The 17,482-nt window shown below is 44.4% G+C and carries 20 protein-coding genes; 7 read left to right on the top strand and 13 right to left on the bottom strand.

What is annotated here, in order from left to right; all coding sequences use genetic code 11:
- Positions 1–18: 18 nt before the first annotated feature.
- Complete coding sequence (gene psaM, locus JGK22_RS22720) at positions 19–114, bottom strand: photosystem I reaction center subunit XII (protein WP_015174804.1); 96 nt, start codon at positions 112–114, stop codon at positions 19–21.
- Positions 115–649: 535 nt separating this feature from the next.
- Between psaM and JGK22_RS22715 the strand changes: the two genes are divergently transcribed.
- Both JGK22_RS22715 and JGK22_RS22710 read left to right on the top strand, forming a co-directional pair.
- Positions 650–1,663 carry an RNA-guided endonuclease TnpB family protein gene (locus JGK22_RS22715; protein WP_293313756.1) on the top strand — a complete coding sequence of 338 codons (1,014 nt, stop codon included), beginning with the start codon at positions 650–652 and terminating at the stop codon, positions 1,661–1,663.
- 146 nt (positions 1,664–1,809) lie between these two features.
- Positions 1,810–2,592: a DUF475 domain-containing protein gene (locus tag JGK22_RS22710; RefSeq protein WP_293198801.1), complete on the top strand. Its 783-nt coding sequence runs from the start codon at positions 1,810–1,812 to the stop codon at positions 2,590–2,592.
- Between the two features lie 441 nt (positions 2,593–3,033).
- On the opposite strand, the gene JGK22_RS22705 is transcribed toward JGK22_RS22710, so the two are convergent.
- The 10 genes from JGK22_RS22705 to JGK22_RS22660 all read right to left on the bottom strand — a co-directional run bounded on the left by JGK22_RS22705 (position 3,034) and on the right by JGK22_RS22660 (position 9,453).
- A complete protein-coding gene (locus JGK22_RS22705; RefSeq protein ID WP_293198799.1) occupies positions 3,034–3,162 on the bottom strand; it encodes a hypothetical protein in 129 nt (42 codons plus the stop codon).
- 259 nt (positions 3,163–3,421) lie between these two features.
- Positions 3,422–4,474, bottom strand: a complete 1,053-nt coding sequence (locus JGK22_RS22700; protein ID WP_293275219.1) for a hypothetical protein — start codon at positions 4,472–4,474, stop codon at positions 3,422–3,424.
- Between the two features lie 106 nt (positions 4,475–4,580).
- On the bottom strand, positions 4,581–4,940 hold the full coding sequence (locus JGK22_RS22695) for a hypothetical protein (protein WP_293226241.1): 360 nt from the start codon (positions 4,938–4,940) through the stop codon (positions 4,581–4,583).
- A 246-nt stretch (positions 4,941–5,186) separates the two neighbouring features.
- Complete coding sequence (locus JGK22_RS22690; RefSeq protein WP_293313753.1) at positions 5,187–5,849, bottom strand: Na(+)/H(+) antiporter subunit B; 663 nt, start codon at positions 5,847–5,849, stop codon at positions 5,187–5,189.
- Positions 5,846–6,448 carry a DUF4040 domain-containing protein gene (locus tag JGK22_RS22685; RefSeq protein WP_293210649.1) on the bottom strand — a complete coding sequence of 201 codons (603 nt, stop codon included), beginning with the start codon at positions 6,446–6,448 and terminating at the stop codon, positions 5,846–5,848. Before JGK22_RS22685 ends, JGK22_RS22690 begins: the two co-directional genes overlap by 4 nt.
- Positions 6,445–6,747, bottom strand: a complete 303-nt coding sequence (locus tag JGK22_RS22680) for a monovalent cation/H(+) antiporter subunit G (RefSeq protein ID WP_293186455.1) — start codon at positions 6,745–6,747, stop codon at positions 6,445–6,447. The genes JGK22_RS22685 and JGK22_RS22680 overlap by 4 nt, the downstream gene beginning before the upstream one ends.
- Positions 6,744–6,995, bottom strand: coding sequence for a hypothetical protein (locus JGK22_RS22675; RefSeq protein WP_293143050.1), 252 nt, complete (start codon positions 6,993–6,995; stop codon positions 6,744–6,746). Before JGK22_RS22675 ends, JGK22_RS22680 begins: the two co-directional genes overlap by 4 nt.
- Positions 6,992–7,375, bottom strand: coding sequence for a Na+/H+ antiporter subunit E (locus JGK22_RS22670; RefSeq protein WP_293186457.1), 384 nt, complete (start codon positions 7,373–7,375; stop codon positions 6,992–6,994). Before JGK22_RS22670 ends, JGK22_RS22675 begins: the two co-directional genes overlap by 4 nt.
- A gap of 291 nt (positions 7,376–7,666) precedes the next feature.
- On the bottom strand, positions 7,667–9,109 hold the full coding sequence (locus tag JGK22_RS22665; RefSeq protein WP_293313750.1) for a cation:proton antiporter: 1,443 nt from the start codon (positions 9,107–9,109) through the stop codon (positions 7,667–7,669).
- Between the two features lie 8 nt (positions 9,110–9,117).
- A complete protein-coding gene (locus JGK22_RS22660; RefSeq protein WP_293198789.1) occupies positions 9,118–9,453 on the bottom strand; it encodes an NADH-quinone oxidoreductase subunit K in 336 nt (111 codons plus the stop codon).
- A 269-nt stretch (positions 9,454–9,722) separates the two neighbouring features.
- Between JGK22_RS22660 and JGK22_RS22655 the strand changes: the two genes are divergently transcribed.
- The 5 genes from JGK22_RS22655 to JGK22_RS22635 all read left to right on the top strand — a co-directional run bounded on the left by JGK22_RS22655 (position 9,723) and on the right by JGK22_RS22635 (position 13,721).
- The gene (locus tag JGK22_RS22655) at positions 9,723–9,965 is read left to right on the top strand and encodes a hypothetical protein (protein WP_293186461.1); all 243 of its coding nucleotides are present in this window, start codon (positions 9,723–9,725) and stop codon (positions 9,963–9,965) included.
- A gap of 55 nt (positions 9,966–10,020) precedes the next feature.
- Complete coding sequence (gene mnmG / locus JGK22_RS22650; RefSeq protein WP_293220609.1) at positions 10,021–11,937, top strand: tRNA uridine-5-carboxymethylaminomethyl(34) synthesis enzyme MnmG; 1,917 nt, start codon at positions 10,021–10,023, stop codon at positions 11,935–11,937.
- Positions 11,934–12,380, top strand: a complete 447-nt coding sequence (locus JGK22_RS22645; protein ID WP_293313747.1) for a hypothetical protein — start codon at positions 11,934–11,936, stop codon at positions 12,378–12,380. Before mnmG ends, JGK22_RS22645 begins: the two co-directional genes overlap by 4 nt.
- 27 nt (positions 12,381–12,407) lie before the next feature.
- Positions 12,408–12,935, top strand: coding sequence for a hypothetical protein (locus JGK22_RS22640; RefSeq protein ID WP_293186466.1), 528 nt, complete (start codon positions 12,408–12,410; stop codon positions 12,933–12,935).
- 153 nt (positions 12,936–13,088) lie between these two features.
- On the top strand, positions 13,089–13,721 hold the full coding sequence (locus tag JGK22_RS22635) for a hypothetical protein (protein ID WP_293313744.1): 633 nt from the start codon (positions 13,089–13,091) through the stop codon (positions 13,719–13,721).
- Between the two features lie 191 nt (positions 13,722–13,912).
- Here JGK22_RS22635 and guaA read toward each other — a convergent pair whose 3' ends face one another.
- Positions 13,913–15,526, bottom strand: a complete 1,614-nt coding sequence (gene guaA / locus JGK22_RS22630) for a glutamine-hydrolyzing GMP synthase (protein ID WP_325315854.1) — start codon at positions 15,524–15,526, stop codon at positions 13,913–13,915.
- 335 nt (positions 15,527–15,861) lie between these two features.
- Complete coding sequence (gene cbiD / locus JGK22_RS22625; RefSeq protein WP_293313741.1) at positions 15,862–16,989, bottom strand: cobalt-precorrin-5B (C(1))-methyltransferase CbiD; 1,128 nt, start codon at positions 16,987–16,989, stop codon at positions 15,862–15,864.
- Positions 16,990–17,482 lie beyond the last annotated feature (493 nt).

Genomic DNA, 17,482 nt, shown 5'->3' with positions numbered 1-17,482 from the left:
GCTACTGGTGTCTCGAAACTACTTGTACAGTTCTGTTGACAGCCGGAAAGCCAAGATTCCGGGAATCAAAGCAATTACGAGCGCTACGTAGACTTGGGTATCTGTTAAAGACATATGAGGAAAACTCCATTTTACGGGCACGAGCTTTCATCAATTTGAGACAAATTGGCGCTTTTGGGAATCTTTTGTTACAAATCGACAAGTAATTCGGTGCCGTTGGGGAGGAGTGGGAGAGGGGGAGAGGCGGAGAGGGGGAGAGGCGGAGATGGGGAAAATCTTTATGCTTGACTTCTCGTTCTCGGATTGAGTTCGATCGCTATAAATCCGCTAAATTCGTTAAAACCCCCTAAATTGGCCGTTTCCGAACTGCCTTGGGAGCGATCGGCCGCGACAAAGTTGCCGGACTAGGTTACGATCAGTAAACGTGACACTCATTTTAGACAGAGCCAGTGATTTGCGCTGAGCTAGTACCTAGCTAGCGATTAAATAGACAAGGTGGTACACTTGTTGACAAATCACCCTGCGCGATTCCCAAAAAACCTTGGATTGTCAGTAAAGACACTCGCTTGCGCTGGGATGTTTCGGGGAAGTTACCAGCCAAACCCACCCTGTCGGGCGATCGGTGAAATTAGCGTGTTGAGGTCGAACAATGCTTTTATCCATCAAAACAAAGTTAAAACTAAACAAGATTCAGGCAACAGTCATGAGCAAGCACGCTGGAATAGCGAGGTTTACTTATAACTGGGGATTGGCTACTTGGAGTAATCTTTACAAAGATGGATTGAAGCCCAACAAATACCTGCTCAAGAAATTCTTTAACAATCATGTAAAACCTGAGTTTACATGGATTAAAGAAGCGGGAATTTGCCAGAAGATCACTCAATATGCTTTTGACAATCTAGGGGATGCTTTCACTCGGTTCTTCTCTAAAAAAGGTGAATATCCCAAATTTAAGAAGAAGGGTCATCATGATTCCTTCACGATAGATGCAGGTGGCAAACCAATCCCGGTAGATGGTACGTCCATAAACCTACCAACCATCGGTTGGGTAAAAACCCAGGTCGGATTGCCTCACACCACCTGCAAGTCAATTACAATATCTCGAACTGCCGACAGTTGGTTTATTGCTTTTGCTTACGAACAGGAGCATGAACCAACTGTAAAGCAACACGATGCGGTGGGTGTTGACTTGGGAGTTAAAGAGTTAGCAACACTTTCAACGGGTGTTGTTTTTCCTAACCCAAAGCATTACAAAACGCATCTCAATAAGTTGCGTAGGCTGTCAAAGGAGTTATCGAGAAAGACGAAAGGCTCTAGCAATAGATTTAAGGCTAAACAAAAACTAGCGAAGCATCATGCAAAAATAGCAAACCTCAGAAAAAATACTCTTCATCAAATCACTACTTACTTAGGCAAAAACCACGCAACGATAGTAGTAGAAGATTTAAATGTTTCGGGGATGCTAGCCAATCACAAACTAGCTCAAGTCATCGCTGATTGTAGATTCTATGAATTCAAACGTCAACTGGAATACAAAGCTAAAAAGTTTGGCTGTGAAATAATCATTGCTGACCGCTGGTTTCCTTCGAGCAAGACTTGTTCAAACTGCGGACATATTCAAGATATGCCACGGGCAGAAAGGACTTACAACTGTGGAAATTAATTTATCGCGCTTGGCTAAAACGTGAAAGCTTACCGAGGGATAACCGCTCCCATGCTCCCGATGAAGTAAGAAGCAAATGTCTAGACTTGTCTAGGATTTGTATAGCAGCTCGACCCTTGCAAATCGTTAGGTGTACAAAATAATTAATGCTAGATCAATTTCTCGAGGCTTCACCCAATTTGGGAGTTGACACCTTTTTATTATTGTTGGTTTTGGTAGCTTTGGAGGCGGTGCTTTCGGCTGACAACGCGATCGCCCTGGCATCTATTTCCAAAGGTTTAGAAGAACCCAAGCTACAGCAACAAGCTCTCAACATCGGTTTGATAATTGCTTTTGTACTGCGAATAGCACTAATTTTAACGGCGACTTGGGTGATCCAGTTCTGGCAGTTTGAACTGCTGGGAGCCCTGTATCTGCTGTGGCTAGTTTTCCAGCACTTTGCGTCAGAGGCTGACTCTGATGGAGAACATCACGGCCCCAGATTTGCGTCTCTGTGGAAAGCAATTCCAGTAATTGCTCTGACGGATTTAGCTTTTTCTTTGGATAGCGTTACAACTGCGATCGCGATTTCTGACCAAACTTGGCTGGTGTTGACTGGCGCGACAATTGGCATCATAACCCTGCGATTTATGGCAGGCTTGTTCATCCGCTGGCTCGATGAGTTCGTACACCTTGAAGATGCTGGCTACATTACAGTCGGTTTCGTGGGAATGCGATTGCTGGTGAAAGTAATTAATGAGAGTTTAGTACCTCCCCAGTGGCTGGTAGTTTCTTCTATCGCCTTAATGTTTGTCTGGGGATTTTCTAAGCGCACTCCCGAGGCATTAGAAACTGTAGAATCTCTTGCAGAATCCGCAGAAGTTGCTGTCAATCTACCGGATGCAGAAGTTAAAGTCCCGGAAGCGCAAGCACAGAAGTCCGAAATTTAACATACTTTCATCTGGGTGCAAGTCGCTTAAATCTATTAAATGAAAAAGATTGAAGGCAGATTTCAGCTTGCAATTGCCTCACATCCCCGGACAAAAGTCACGGGGTTTTTAGGCTTTTATTTTGTAACACTAAGAGTGGAAATGTTTTATTGTGAATCTGAGACGTGTGCGGGCCGTGAAACATCAACTGCTTATGTCAACAATCGATAGAATCGCTTAGACAAAGTTGTCATAGAATCAAGCTTTTCTGGAGCGCCACCAGGCAAAATACTATAAAAAAGTGTTCCTCGATCGCCCTGGGTCAGCATAGCATAATCGTGAGCGCATAAAGCAATCTCTATCGTCTGGAACCGAACGATCGCAGACATTACTCGATCGACCTAATGGAAGTAGAATTAGCCCTATAGGAAGTTAGCTATCTGCGATCGGACGTGGCGATGGTTACGTTGGCGAGATAGCGAGGGGTAGAGGAAGTGGTTCAGGTGCTGTCTGGGGAGGTGGCGGATGTGGAGAGATTTGTTGGGTAAAGTGCGATCGCGCCAAAGCTGCTGTCTCAATGTCGATCGCCACTATTTTACCGCGATCAGCTGTATCGACTTGAGGCAGGACTTGAGATTGATAAATCCGATCGCCCGCTACAGCAAATTCTTGTTTGCTGTAGCGGGGTTGTCGGGCTATCGTCGTTTTATCTCATTTCAACGATTGCTCTTTAATTTTAACCTGGGCGATCGATCTTCTTAACGAAATGGAGTGACGGGTGCAGACACATGATGAATGTCGTCGAGCGAGCTTGCTGCGAAAAAAGGGCGGTAATTGGGGGAATGGGTGTTTATTTATTGGGTCGTTTTCTATAATGTGCTTTGACCTGCGAACCATTTCTGTCATGCGCTTTAACAAATACATAATCAGTTTTATTCTCTATTTTTTCATATTCTTCGGGTGTAATAGTGGCATTTTCAATATCTCTTTGCAATTCGGATATTGAATTTTGTAGGCTGTTTATATTAGCCTGCTTTTCTTGGACAGATTCCATTAGATTTTGAATGTTTTTTTTCAAATCAGCTATGTCAGCATCACGGTTTGATATTTCTCTATACAAATCAGACATATTTGTTGTAAGATTATAAATCTCTGTTATACGTCTGTTTGTCTCATTTGTATTTTCTTTTTTGGTTCTAAGTAAATTGTTAAACTCTTTGGATAAAAGAGCTATCCGAGATTGCAACTCCTTAATAATTGCTCGCTCGTTACCATCAGCTATAGATACATCATCACCTAAAACTAGCTTGGCTGATAAAACCTTGATTAATTCCTCTATTTTATAAGCAAGACGAAGACGATAAGGGCTAATTTGATTAGAATTTTGTCCTATCTCCGCAGCTAATTTGGTGATTGCTTCTGAAAGAATGATTGGCGACGGTTGCCTGGTTCTCGTAAAAAGAACCAGATTACTTACAATTTTCTGAAGCTGCTCATAATCTTTTTCAGCCTGACTAGCTAAAATAACACGAGCAGCATCTTGTATTCCCGTTAGTATCTGATAGTTTCGAGGTCTTCGAGGCTCTAGTTCTTGTAGAAGTTCACTTCTTTTATATTCCAATGCCTCAAGTGTTCTTGCAATTCTTTCATGATTTGCAAAAGGATCTGCACCAAGACGTTGCAAAATACCCTCATATAACCATGCTTGAGACTCTAAGTTATTCAGTTTTGGAACTTGTTGCTTGTTGTCAAGCTGGGGAACTACATCTGTTCTTTGGAATTGCTGTTGTAGTGTATTAACCCTTGCTGAAATAGTACCTTTGAAACAAGCAAGCATTAAATCTAGAGCTTGACCAAAGGGAAAAGAGTAATCAGCCAACCAACCAAACAATAACCAAAACAATATAGTACATATCAAAAATGAAACTACTTTAATGTAGTTTAAAAGCCTTCTAAAAAAGTTTTTATTTGGCTCTAAGTCTATGTTTTGAAGGTCAAGAAAAAGCTTGTCAACGAAAAAATTGGTTTCCTATTTGTTGCCCAATTACTGTTCCGGGATTATTGTCAACATTAACGTTTACGCCTGATTCATTATTCTGAGACACATGGGAGGTACTTTGTATCTGTTGATACTGAGTTACCAGTTTTTCTAGATCTTGTTGAAACTTCTTGTCACACTCGGCTTCACTTAGAATCGCAGCTTCTAAAAGTTTTGGTTCAGAACCCTTGATCTGGAGTTTGTCTTGAAATCGTTTTTCTAAGAAATCTAGAACATTTGCTCCAGCCTTCTCCAAAGCCCCGCCGGAAACCTTATCACTTAGCCAAAGTACAATATTTGCTGCTTGTAAAGCTAGTACAGATAATTCCATGTTGGTAATGATTTTGTTAATTAGGAATTTATTCAGATACCGGATTATACCAAATAGACAGAAAAATTACAAATAATTTACTGGATGTCAGTATACCGATCGCCATTTCTACACAAATCGATCGCACAACCGCTATCCTGTAACAGTAGCTCAGTCTTTGGAAAAGGCGATCACCCATAACAACAGAACAACAGCAACCCAAAAATAGAACCACTGTTTCCCCCCAAAACATTCCCTAAAAATCCATCACAACAAACCGCGATAGCGAATAAAAATCAACACCACCGCCCACGAACCCAAAGCAACCTTGATCGCCACCAAAATATTCAGTAAAGGCACTACACCACCACTCACCAAAGCCCCAAACTGTCCGTGCGGCAACTCGTACCCACACAAAGTGATCGCAGACAACACCACAAAAACCAATACCGAAATCTTCTCCCAAGTCGCCGCGTGCGATCGCTCATAAATCCGCTGCATCCACTCGGATGACGAAGTAATCGCCACCAAACCGATCGCAGTTCCCCCCGCGACACCCGCCGCAAAACCGCCTCCCGGAGTCAAATGTCCCCGCAGCGACAATTCAATACTCACCAAAGCCGCAATAGTCGCTCCCAAACGGGCTAACACAATTGAAGGTTGATCGGTAAACTGATAAATTGTGCAGGATGGTCTTTCCGTGGCTAACAGAAAATTAGCGCCCATAATGGCGATCGTAAATACCACTACTTCAAAAATCGTGTCATAAAGGCGATTGCGGAAAATAATCGCCGATACTGCATTCGGAATCCCGCTATCTTTGACAATCAATTCTACGATCGCCAAACCTGATAAACCTGATGTTGGATTGGCAAAAAATAGCATTTTAATGTAAAGCACTATCCCCGCCGCAATGTAAACCCATTTCATTGATAATCCTCCGCTAAATCCGTAGCATTTTTGTAAGTCAGACTGGTATTTACTGATGAAATTTCGACCTGCATGATGTCATAAAGCCGTTGGATTCTAGTCACAGTTTGATAATGTTTGGTTTCGGGATCGCTATCTAACACAGGCACACAAGTTGCATGAATTTCTTTCTCCATCAAGGCGCGATGTAAACCCTCCAGACTGGTGAAAGGTACTACCTCAATGCGGAGATAATACTTGCTAAAAATCCGCCGAAAATCCTTCATCAATGAGTTAAAATCGCGGGGACTTTCTACTGTCAACTCTACCTTCAAAACATCACCATCCGACTCGACTTTCTCCTCTTCCAACACGCCCAAACGCATCACCAAGGACGATCGCACCGCCACCGCATACAGAGTTATTGCCAACATCGTACCCATCAAGGCTTCCGTCAATGCCACATCCGCCGCCCCAAACACTGAATATACCAATGCTGCGATCGCGCCTAATATGCCGCGAATGACTAGGGCATGGTAGGGATTAGCCTGAACTACTACCATACAAGCAGCCAAGGGCAACAGCGCAGTTAAGATATAGATATAGCTATCATCATTCATAATGTCTCTGTTGGAAACTCCTTCTGATTTTCTGCCTCTTCACTCGAACAGTGTGCAAACACATATCCCAGCATTGTATTCCAGATTGCCAAGGAAATAATTGCTAAAGTTAGCAGCGGCCATCTACTAGGTATTTTGATCAGCAGCCCGACAACGATTAGGATCGAACCCAAGGTATCGGCAACCGAAAGACTGTGTAACTTAAATAATACCGATCGCTTGCCGACTAGGTGAGAAGTTCCCCAAAACCAGAAGAATATTCCTACACCAAAAAAGACATAACTCACCACATCAATCATAAATCATCCATTCGTTTTATTATGTGTGCTAACAGCATTAATCCCGCATTTCCCACAGTCAGGATTATCGCCCCTACAGCGCCAATCATCCAATCGTCACGCAAGACAGAGATGAACAAAGTCATAATTCCTGCCTTGGTGGAAATACTGCCCAAGGCTAACATTTTCTGCCAAATATCATCATCCGTCAATGCCTCGTACATGGGGATGAGCATGGCTGCAATCATCGCAATTAAGAGCAAATTCATGGTTTTTTAATCGGGAAAACCCGGTGAACTTCGTAGCAGCCTTCTTGGTTGTGTCTCACCACAATTGTTTTGGGGGTAAACGTGATTAGGAATACATCCAAAAATATCATGATCGGCGATCTTTTCATTTTTGCCCGTTCCAAAATCATGTCTTCTCCGTTATGGGGACGAATGATAATTTCAAAGGCCTCAATGTATGCTACCGGAATCGCAATCAGGATTTTTTTGAGCATACTTAGCCATTCCTTGATCCTTTCCGGGGATGTATTGCCGCGGGGTAGGAGAAATGCGATCGCTATACCAATGATGATATTTGGCACGGTGAAATCGGCTGTAAGCAAAAACCAAATTGTCAATCGCAATATCAAACTTCCAATCATCTTTTTTCCTTCTTAGACTTCTTGCATAAATCTTTGATGTGCAACAACCGCAGATGTCAGACAGATAAACAGAGATAAACACAGATAATTACAAGATACTTTCTACTTTTACTAGATATCTCTTGCATACCCTTACTGCGAGCGATCGCAAGGCTGCATCTGGTTTTTGAAGAGGGCGAAGCATGACCGCATATAAGCTATTACTGATAATCTCATATTTACTGCGGTCATGCTTCGCCCCTACACACATATTTACCAAACTGAGGTGCATCCGATCGCAATTTGGATTATTTAAGTGTGGGTTCCTGTCGCTAATGCCATCCAAAACAGTACGATCAAGGTTAGAGTCATCACACCTACCAGATGATCGAATTGCTCGGCTGCACGCGGCAGGGCGATCGCTAACCGTTTAATAATTAAAACATAAATCAGCCACCCGATCGCGATCGTCCCCACTGCTTTGATGATACTTTCAATGCTATAAGCATCTAAGTACACCACATTTGCGATAATTAGCCCGCCAATTAAGAGGATGACTGCTGGCCACAAACCCGGCTTGACTTCTTGTTTCTCGCCGCGCGGGATAAAGATTAATTTGGCGAAGGTTATAGCTGTACCTACGGCCGCAATATTCATAGGGATCGCCTGCCAAGGTGCTACACTTTTCAAGGTCAACACTTTTGCCCCAAATCCTGCCAACAAAGGAAAGCCGGAAATGGAGAGACTGGCGATTACTAAGGCTATCCAAATTTTTGGATCGATCGCCTTAGATTGCAGTTCTTTGAAGTTGCGACTTGGTAAGGAACCGGCAATTAAGAAGAGGCTTGATTTAACTAAACCGTGAGTCAGCGCATAAAAACCACCGACTTCCGGTGCTGCTAGAATAAAGCCTAACTGGGCAATTGTGCTGAACGCTAGCATCCGTTTTGTATCTTTTTCAAAGATGGCATAGGATACTCCCATTAAAGCTGTCGCCACGCCAAATATTCTGACGATAGTACCGAGATCGTCGGAAACCAAAGCACAGCGCAACAAAGGTAAGATACTAGCTTTGATGACTATTCCTGAGAGTAATGCTGAAACTGGGGTTTCTGATTCTGAGTGAGTTAGTGGCAGCCAGAATCCCGATACAAAAATCCCGCCTTTGAGCAATAATCCCAGAAAAATTAGGGCTAAAGCTTCTGGTGGCGCACCTTTTAAACCGTCAAAAACAAAGGAATTATGTTTTTGATAGACTAGCACCGCGCCCACGAGGTAAAATAGCATGGCGGTGTTGCTGATAAACAGATAGCGCAGGGCTACCCATAAAGAGCGATCGGTGCGAGGATAGGCAATTAACAGAAAAGCTGCAATCCCGCTGACTTCTAGGGCGACGTATAAACTGACAAAATCTGCACAGATAAAGGTAGCATTTATACTGCCATGCAGAATAATCATCTGGGAGTAAAAGAAGGCTGATTTACCACTGTGCCAACAGTAAAAAATCACCGCAGCAGTTACTAGGGCATTTGTCAAGATAAAGTAGGCGCCTAACTGATCGGCAACTACTTGAACGCCGAAATTATCGAGTAAGTTGAGTTTGAGGGGCGATTTTTCGAGAAATAGTTGTAGCGCGTAGCCTGCTGAAACAAAGGTGACTGCTAATGCGAGATATTTGTCAAGCTTGGGAAGTAGATAAATGACGAACCCGATAAAAAATGGTATGGTCAGCCAAGCGATCGTAATAATATTCATGGATGGGTTTACGGCGTGTTATTTTTCTCGATCTCGCTGGTTTCCAATGTGGGATTATCCCGTGCTAGCTTCATCACACCTACCAGCATCAGGGCTTGAATCGAAAAGCCGATGACGATCGCAGTTAAGATGATTCCCTGGGGGACTGGATCGGCGAAAGCTCTATTTTTGACATCTCCCATAATTGGCGTGAACAAGCCATTGAGGGATGCAACCACGACATAATAGGCAATTACACCGGTGCTCATTACGTCCATAGAGACGATCTTCATCACCAGGTTCTTTTTAAGGATGATACCAAAAAATCCGCACAATACTGTGGCAAATACGAAGGCTTCTAACACGGAAATTTTTGTTGCTTAAGGTTTGGTGACAATGATACATTACTTGGGTGCTACTAATGTAGGGCGAGTCGATCGATTTTAGATTTTAGATTTGGGATTTTAGATTGACTTGGCAAGTAATGCGATCGAGGTTGGGAAGCTATCGTAAAGTTATGTTAATTTTTGGTACTGATTTTAAATGGGAGTACAGAGTGTAACTGGGGCGATCGCGATCGCGCGTGCAAGGCGATCGGGCGATCGCACGCCCGATACACTGGAATGGGAGTACAATGAATGATATTTCTATTCAAAGTGATGCGCTGAGTGGAGCCCGCTTCGGAACTGGCAAGATGCCCGTTCCACAAAAAAAGGATTTTTTTGATTTATTCTGGGGTGAAATTATCCCCGGCTGCGGAACAGGCAAGATGCCTGTTCCACAAAAAAATATTTTTTTGATTTGTTTTTTGTCGGTGGAATTGTCGCCCGTTCACCAATTATTTGCCAAATATTATGGTCTTTTTATACTTACCTAATTATCCAAATTACTGCTAAAATAAAGTACGAGTCCTTGCCGCTCAAATGCAGACCATGACCGCACAAACCCCCGTACAATTCCAAGACAGTTTCGACATCATCGTAGTAGGTGGCGGACACTCCGGCTGCGAAGCCGCCCTCGCCACATCTCGCCTCGGATGCCGCACGCTTTTACTCACCCTCAACCTCGACAAAATTGCGTGGCAACCCTGCAACCCAGCCGTCGGCGGCCCCGCTAAAACTCAACTTACCAACGAAGTCGATGCCCTAGGTGGAGAAATCGGCAAAATGGCCGATCGCACTTATCTACAAAAGCGCGTCCTCAACGCTTCGAGAGGCCCCGCAGTTTGGGCGCTGAGAGCCCAGACAGACAAGCGGGAATACGCCGCTGTCATGAATAATATTGTCGAAAATCAAGAGAATTTGACCGTCCGCGAAGCGATGGTTACAGACTTAGTTTTGGGCAAAAATGAAGAAGTCATCGGCGTTGAAACCTACTTCGGCGTCGGCTTTGGATGCAAAGCCGTAATTCTCACCACAGGAACTTTTTTAGGTGGCACAATTTGGGTTGGCAACAAGTCGATGCCGGCCGGACGTGCCGGAGAATTTGCAGCCGTAGGTTTGACAGAAACTCTCAACCGTTTGGGCTTTGAAACCGGACGGTTAAAAACAGGAACTCCGGCAAGAGTTGACAAACGCACTCTCGATTACACAAACCTGGAACCGCAGCCGGGAGATGCAGATGTTCGCTGGTTTAGTTTCGATCCAGAAGTCTGGGTGGAACGCGAACAAATGCCCTGCTATTTAACTCGAACCACGCCCGAAACTCACCAGTTAATTAGAGACAACTTGCACCTTTCTCCAGTTTACGGCGGTTGGGTTGATGCGAAAGGCCCGCGCTATTGTCCGAGTATTGAAGATAAAATCGTGCGCTTTGCAGATAAGGAAAGCCACCAGATTTTTATTGAACCGGAAGGTAGGGATATTCCTGAACTTTATATCCAAGGATTTTCGACTGGTTTGCCGGAAAGTTTGCAATTGCAAATGCTGCGGACTCTTCCAGGTTTGGAAAAGTGCGAGATGATGCGCCCTGCTTATGCTGTGGAGTACGATTATTTGCCTGCAACTCAGTGCTTTCCGACTCTGATGACTAAGAAGATTGAAGGGCTGTTTTGCGCGGGACAGGTGAACGGTACGACGGGATATGAGGAGGCGGCTGCACAGGGGATTGTCGCAGGTATTAATGCGGCTAGGTTTGCGAAGAATCAGGAGATGATTGTGTTTGCCCGCGAGCAAAGTTATATCGGCACTTTGATTGACGATTTGTGTACGAAGGATTTGCGGGAACCTTACCGGATGTTGACTTCGCGATCGGAATATCGGCTGTTGTTGCGATCGGACAACGCCGACCAACGCTTGACCCCGCTTGGACGGGAAATTGGCTTAATTGGCGATCGGCGCTGGGAGTTATTCGATCGCAAACAAGCTAATATTGTCGCGGAAAAAGCCCGTTTGTACTCAACTCGCGTCAAAGAACACGAAGAGGTTGGCAAAGCAATTTTTGCTGACACTCAACAAGTGATTAAAGGTTCAATAACTCTGGCTGATTTGCTGCGCCGTCCCGGTTTTCACTACGTCGATTTAGAACGCTACAACTTAGGCAATTCCAGTCTAAAACTAGCTGAGAAAGATGGTGCAGAAATCGAACTCAAATACTCCGGTTATTTGCAAAGACAGCAAAATCAAATCGATGACATTGCCAAACACGAACGCCGCCAATTACCTGCGGATTTGGATTATATGGCAATTACAACTCTCTCGAAGGAGTCGCGGGAGAAGTTGACTAAAATTAGACCCTTGACTATTGGCCAAGCAGCCAGAATTGGCGGGGTGAATCCGGCTGATGTTAATGCTTTGTTGATTTATCTGGAAGTGCAAAACCGCAAGCAGCCGGCTGCTGTGGGAAAATGAATAAACTTTACTATCGTGGCATGGCAGAGCAAAATGGTAAGCCGAAAATAGGTCGCAGTGCTAGATTACTAGGGGTAAGACCTGGTATTGACATAGATATTGAGAAAATGCCCACAGGTTATCTGAATGAGCAAGGCTATTTGTTAGCAGAGTTAGAACGTGAGTTTCGAGGAGAGTTGGTTGCTGTTGCTGTCAGGAATACAAAGGGAATGTCGGTTTCCATTTCAATTGAAAGTTTACCAGCATTTCGCAGACCTACAAAATTTGGTGGGACTGGAAAAGACTCTCTATGGCAAATTGATGACATAAAAATTATTGGAGATTTGCAGGCTGTCCAAGATAGCCCGACGCACGTTAGCATCTTGCCAAGAGCTACAATGTCTCTGGAAATGTACGAGGCCGCATTGGCAAACACCCAAAATGATTGGGAAAGAGTTGATTAATCTCATATATCATAGGAGTCTATAACAATGGCATGGATATTCAGTTTATCGGCAGAATGTGGCTCAGATGAAAGCAATGTTAATAAATTTGCTCAACACTTTGAGAAAATAGAATGGCTACTCTCAAACGATCGCCAATGCCTGTGTCGCACAGACACTTTTCAAGATATCGATCAAAACTGGTGGTGTCGAGTTTATCCAAATAATATTAGTCAAGTGGGAATAGATAGCCCTGAAAGTGCTTATATAATGACAGAGTTAGGGATTTTACTGTATCACACTCTACGGTTTGCTCCATCGTTTCGCTATGCTTTGGTTGGTGTTGAAGTTGATGAATTTAGAACTTACAGTGAATTGATTGAGGATTTGTCAAACTTATCTCTTCCCGGATTAGTTTTAGCAAAAGAACTTATTCAGGGGCGAGAAACCTTACCAGTTTTTCGACCATTTAGTTCTAGTTATGTTTGGCAACCCTACGAGGGGGAAGTTTATAATCCATTAATGGCATCTCCCGACTTAAAAAATAAGCTGAATGAGCTTCTGGTTGTGGGTTAACTTTGTTATATTGATGTCTAATGAATTAACCAACTTCGAGATTAGGTTTTGTATCGATGTCTAATGAATTAACCAACTTCGAGATTAGGTTTTGTGACGATGAAAATACAACCATTTGTTGACAATATATTAATATTTTCACAGGAAATAAGTATGCCCTTCAGTGCTTACAAAACCATTGATGCAGTCCTCAAAGAATTTCAAATTACCTACACTCAGTCCAACTTTATAGTTGAAACCGAATTCAATATTCCTGACTACTTTCGAGAAGACTTAGAAATAGTCATGGAAGAAGGCGCCGCCGACTGTTCGGAATTTGCTATCTGTGAAAATCTGATTTATCCAGTTCTCAAAGAAGTTTGGAAGTGCTACCGACAAAAGCTGATTTTATGGAGTCATAAAGCTCTAATATACGATCAAAATTTAACCGTATTTCCAGAGTATATCTTAGCTAAGAAATCTCCCTTAGGAAATATTGTTTTCGATCGCCCTTATTTCGTCTTGATTGAAGCGAAACAAGATAACTTTGAAGCTGGCTGGGGACAGTGCATTGCCGAAATGATTGCCGCTCAAAAAATGAATGAAAATCCCGCACAAACTCTATTTGGGATTGCTTCTAACGGAGACAGGTGGCAGTTTGGAAAATTAGAAGCTAATATCTTTACTCGCAACCGCACTTTTTACACCATTCAAGAACTCGATCGACTTTTTGCGGCTGTTAATTACGTATTTAAACAGTGCGAATTGATGTTAGATGCTGACGCGAACATATCAGACGGCGGTTGAAACCGCGCTTAATTTTAATTATTGTGGGATGGGCGTCCCGCCCGTCCAGAAAAGACGGGCGGGACGCCCATCCCACTTTCTTTGTGTAAGTTATTAAATTTTCGTTCCTTAGACAAACAAAGTGCGGGTTTTGTCTGTGTAGGCGCGATTTCCATCCTACGTCTGATTTACTCGATCGCCCTAACTAGCAATCATTCCCACTCGATCGTACCAGGTGGCTTAGAAGTAATATCGTAAACCACCCGGTTAACGCCCTTAACCTCATTCACAATCCGGTTCGAGATCAATTCCAACAAATCGTATGGAACCCGCGCCCAGTCAGCCGTCATCCCATCTTCGCTTTTGATAAATCTCAGAACAATTGGGTAAGCATAGGTGCGCTGATCGCCCATAACGCCTACACTGCGAATCGGGAGCAAAACTGCAAAAGCTTGCCAAAGTTCGTTGTACAATCCGTGGCGGTTGATTTCTTGGCGCACGATGAAGTCAGCATCCCGCAAAATATTCAGCCTCTCTGCGGTAACTTCTCCCGTAATCCGAATCGCCAATCCCGGGCCCGGGAAAGGTTGTCGGTTGACGATTTCTTCGGGAAGCCCGATCGATCTACCGACTTTTCGCACCTCATCCTTAAACAACTTTCGCAGCGGTTCGATCAGCTTAAAACACAAATCTTTAGGTAATCCGCCCACATTGTGGTGGCTTTTAATCTTAACAGCAACTCGTTCGCCACTTTTCGGGTCTACATTCGTGTCAGCCGACTCAATTACATCCGGGTAAAGAGTACCTTGAGCGAGGTAATCGAAGGGGCCGAGGCGCTTCGATTCTTCTTCAAATACACTGATAAATTCGTGGCCGATCCGCTTGCGTTTTACTTCAGGATCGGTAACGCCTTCAAGTTGAGCCAAAAAGCGATCGCGAGCTAGAACGTACTGCACCGGAATGTGGAATTCATCTTGAAACAATTTCACCAACCGTTCCGGTTCGTACTTCCGCATAAACCCTTGGTCGATAAACATACACGTAAGTTGGTCGCCGATCGCCTTGTGCAGCAAAAAAGCCAATGTTGAAGAATCAACCCCGCCAGATAGAGCCAACAAAACTCGTTGGTCTCCCACTCTGGCTCGAATTTCGCGAATAGTTTCCTCAACAAAAGTAGCTGTCGTCCAAGTCGGTTCGCACTCGCAAATATGGTAAACAAAATTGCGAATCAAAGCTTGTCCGCCGATCGAGTGAACCACTTCTGGATGAAACTGCACCCCGTATAAACTTTTCTCGTGGTGAGCAACAACAGCAGACGGAGTATTGTTCGTGTGAGCGAGAATCTCAAAACCAGTCGGCAACTCGCTACAGGAGTCTCCGTGGCTCATCCACATCGTCGCGCCTTCTTCGACATTTGTGAGCAAATCCGTCGGATCGTCAATAAATAGCGATGCCTTGCCGTATTCGGCCAACTTAGCCCGCTCAACAGTCCCGCCGAGTTGCTTTACCATCAACTGCATCCCGTAGCAGACGCCCAACACTGGTATTCCCAGATTCCAAATTTCCGGGTCGCATTGGGGAGCTCTTTCATCGTATACAGAACTCGGGCCTCCTGAAAGAATAATTCCTTTAGGATTGATAGCTTTTAACTGTTCTGCCGTAGTGCGGTAAGAAATAACTTCTGAATATACTTGAGTTTCGCGAATGCGTCGAGCAATCAGTTCGGAATATTGCGAACCGAAGTCGAGAATCACGATCATCTGGCGGTCTATTTGCCCCAGAGAAGAATTGGTGAGGTCGGATTCAGTTTCTATTTGAGTAGTCACGGTAATTGCGTAGTTGCTAATTGCTAATTGGGCTGAACGTAGCGGAGGTATTTGTCGCCGCCTCAGTCTAATACTGATCGATGCGAGCGACCGTTAGTCGCTAGAAATAAATCTTATTTGTACTAGATTGCTCTCAGCGACGTTACTCGATTAATAGGGCTTGCGGTAAGCATAGATTCACTTCGACATTTACTCTAATTAATTGAACTCTTGCATCAGAAATTGCGTCAAGCAGCAACCTAGTATAATTAAGATCTAGGGACTGAGAATTATTACTTGTTAAATATTATCCCCGATCGCTCTTTTAAAAAGAATTCAGGGATATTCACACTACATTAACAAATTTGGGTCAGAAATGTATCCCCTATGTCACTTTTAACAATAATTTTGCGATCGCGCCCAAACATCACTGAACCCACGGGGATACGCTGGTTAGTATGAGTGAAAATGCAATCGGACGATCGCAAGTCGATTTCTCGGGCGATGTCGCCGTAAATTCGATCGACCCAATGGCTGCCAGTTGCCGCATCTAGAGCCCGCAGTTGGCCGAGAGCCTCTTCGGCTGTCGCCGCAGCAAAAATCGCGGAACACGCAGCAGCGGGCATTCCAGCTTGAGCACAGAAAGCTGTCAAAATTTCCCGGCGCCCGTCAGCGAGGTGGTGGTGAGTGTGAAAAATCCCCGCCGCCAATTTCATCAATTTGCCGTGATAGCCAAACAGCAAGATCGATCGCACGCCCTGACATCCAGCCTCTGCCAGGAGCGGGCCCAGCCAGTTAGCCGTTTTCACCAGCCGCTGCGGATCGATGCCCAGTTGTCGCGCCAAATTGGACCCATTTTCGCCGATGCAGAAGACTAAAGTGTCAAACAGTTCGGCTTTTTGTTGCAGTTGTTCGCGGTAAATTTCCAACTGTCCGGGGGCGCTCAGGGGTTGAGAAATGCCAGTTGTACCCAGCAGCGAAAGTCCTTCGACGACGCCGAAAGCTTCGTTAGAAGTGCGGGTGGCGAGTTGGCGCCCTGACGGCAGAATCAGCGTGACAGTAATTCTTTCTCCCGGTGCGAGTTCTCGGCTCAGATTCGATCGCAGCAGCCGCATCGCGTAATCATAGATTGCCGCTCCACCACCTACTTTGTGATGTCCAATTCCCTCGCCCCCGACAATCACAATCTGCTCCCCCTCTCCCTCCGCCTCTCCGAGCAATTCCACCATTGCCCAAACGGGTGTATTGCGAGTCAGATCGAGGTTGTCTCCCGGATCGGAGCGAGTCACGCCTAAAGCTGTACCAGTTTTGAGTACAGATGCTTGTTCGATCGCAATTTCTGCCGTAATTGGCGGTTCCAGTAAATCTACTGATACGCTACCTACAGACTGAGTACCTACGCGCAAGCACCGCAAAGCTGCAAGTGCGGCCGCACAGGCAAATACTGGCAGTGTATACCCGGATAAAGGTTGAGTTTTTGTCACAAAATGCAGAAATCCTTAAATTAGTCGGCGATCGACATCACAGTGTGGTAGTGATACCCCTCAAGCACTTAAGCTTCATTCTAGGGTTTGATATTATTAGCAGTTAGCCTCATTTTTGTCAAGCAAGAATTTTGTCCTGCCTGTTGTCTTGAAGCAAGCAACATTTTTTTTCAGGTGCGATCGTCAACAACCCACACCGAAGCCTTACGCGCACGTGGCGGTATCTTCAAAAAACCCGGAATCTCGTGAACCAAAGCTATCGGGAGCATCAATCGCGAGTGCGCTTAGACTGAGACACCGCTTCCCGGAATCAAGTACAAATATTGTAAACAGGTTCAAAAAACAAGATGGTTATGGCTATCTTCGACATACCTTGCACCCTTTTTCCTCGCATCAACCGCTCGTAAAAACCTGGACAAAGCTACCCAAAAGTAGTCAATGTTAGACATCTACGTTAGTAATTTTAGTCCACAGTCCTAAAACTACAGGAATA

Source organism: Microcoleus sp. PH2017_08_TRC_O_A (assembly GCF_020738665.1).
Classification (GTDB): Bacteria; Cyanobacteriota; Cyanobacteriia; order Cyanobacteriales; family Microcoleaceae; genus Microcoleus.
This window is presented reverse-complemented; position numbering and strand designations above follow the sequence as displayed.

Excerpts from the sequence above, each read along its gene's own strand:
- psaM (WP_015174804.1), bottom strand. The coding sequence starts at position 114 with ATGTCTTTAACAGATACCCAAGTCTACGTAGCGCTCGTAATTGCTTTG.
- JGK22_RS22715 (WP_293313756.1), top strand. The coding sequence starts at position 650 with ATGCTTTTATCCATCAAAACAAAGTTAAAACTAAACAAGATTCAGGCA.
- JGK22_RS22710 (WP_293198801.1), top strand. The coding sequence starts at position 1,810 with ATGCTAGATCAATTTCTCGAGGCTTCACCCAATTTGGGAGTTGACACC.
- JGK22_RS22695 (WP_293226241.1), bottom strand. The coding sequence starts at position 4,940 with ATGGAATTATCTGTACTAGCTTTACAAGCAGCAAATATTGTACTTTGG.
- JGK22_RS22690 (WP_293313753.1), bottom strand. The coding sequence starts at position 5,849 with ATGAAATGGGTTTACATTGCGGCGGGGATAGTGCTTTACATTAAAATG.
- JGK22_RS22685 (WP_293210649.1), bottom strand. The coding sequence starts at position 6,448 with ATGAATGATGATAGCTATATCTATATCTTAACTGCGCTGTTGCCCTTG.
- JGK22_RS22680 (WP_293186455.1), bottom strand. The coding sequence starts at position 6,747 with ATGATTGATGTGGTGAGTTATGTCTTTTTTGGTGTAGGAATATTCTTC.
- JGK22_RS22675 (WP_293143050.1), bottom strand. The coding sequence starts at position 6,995 with ATGAATTTGCTCTTAATTGCGATGATTGCAGCCATGCTCATCCCCATG.
- JGK22_RS22670 (WP_293186457.1), bottom strand. The coding sequence starts at position 7,375 with ATGATTGGAAGTTTGATATTGCGATTGACAATTTGGTTTTTGCTTACA.
- JGK22_RS22665 (WP_293313750.1), bottom strand. The coding sequence starts at position 9,109 with ATGAATATTATTACGATCGCTTGGCTGACCATACCATTTTTTATCGGG.
- JGK22_RS22655 (WP_293186461.1), top strand. The coding sequence starts at position 9,723 with ATGAATGATATTTCTATTCAAAGTGATGCGCTGAGTGGAGCCCGCTTC.
- mnmG (WP_293220609.1), top strand. The coding sequence starts at position 10,021 with ATGACCGCACAAACCCCCGTACAATTCCAAGACAGTTTCGACATCATC.
- JGK22_RS22645 (WP_293313747.1), top strand. The coding sequence starts at position 11,934 with ATGAATAAACTTTACTATCGTGGCATGGCAGAGCAAAATGGTAAGCCG.
- JGK22_RS22640 (WP_293186466.1), top strand. The coding sequence starts at position 12,408 with ATGGCATGGATATTCAGTTTATCGGCAGAATGTGGCTCAGATGAAAGC.
- JGK22_RS22635 (WP_293313744.1), top strand. The coding sequence starts at position 13,089 with ATGCCCTTCAGTGCTTACAAAACCATTGATGCAGTCCTCAAAGAATTT.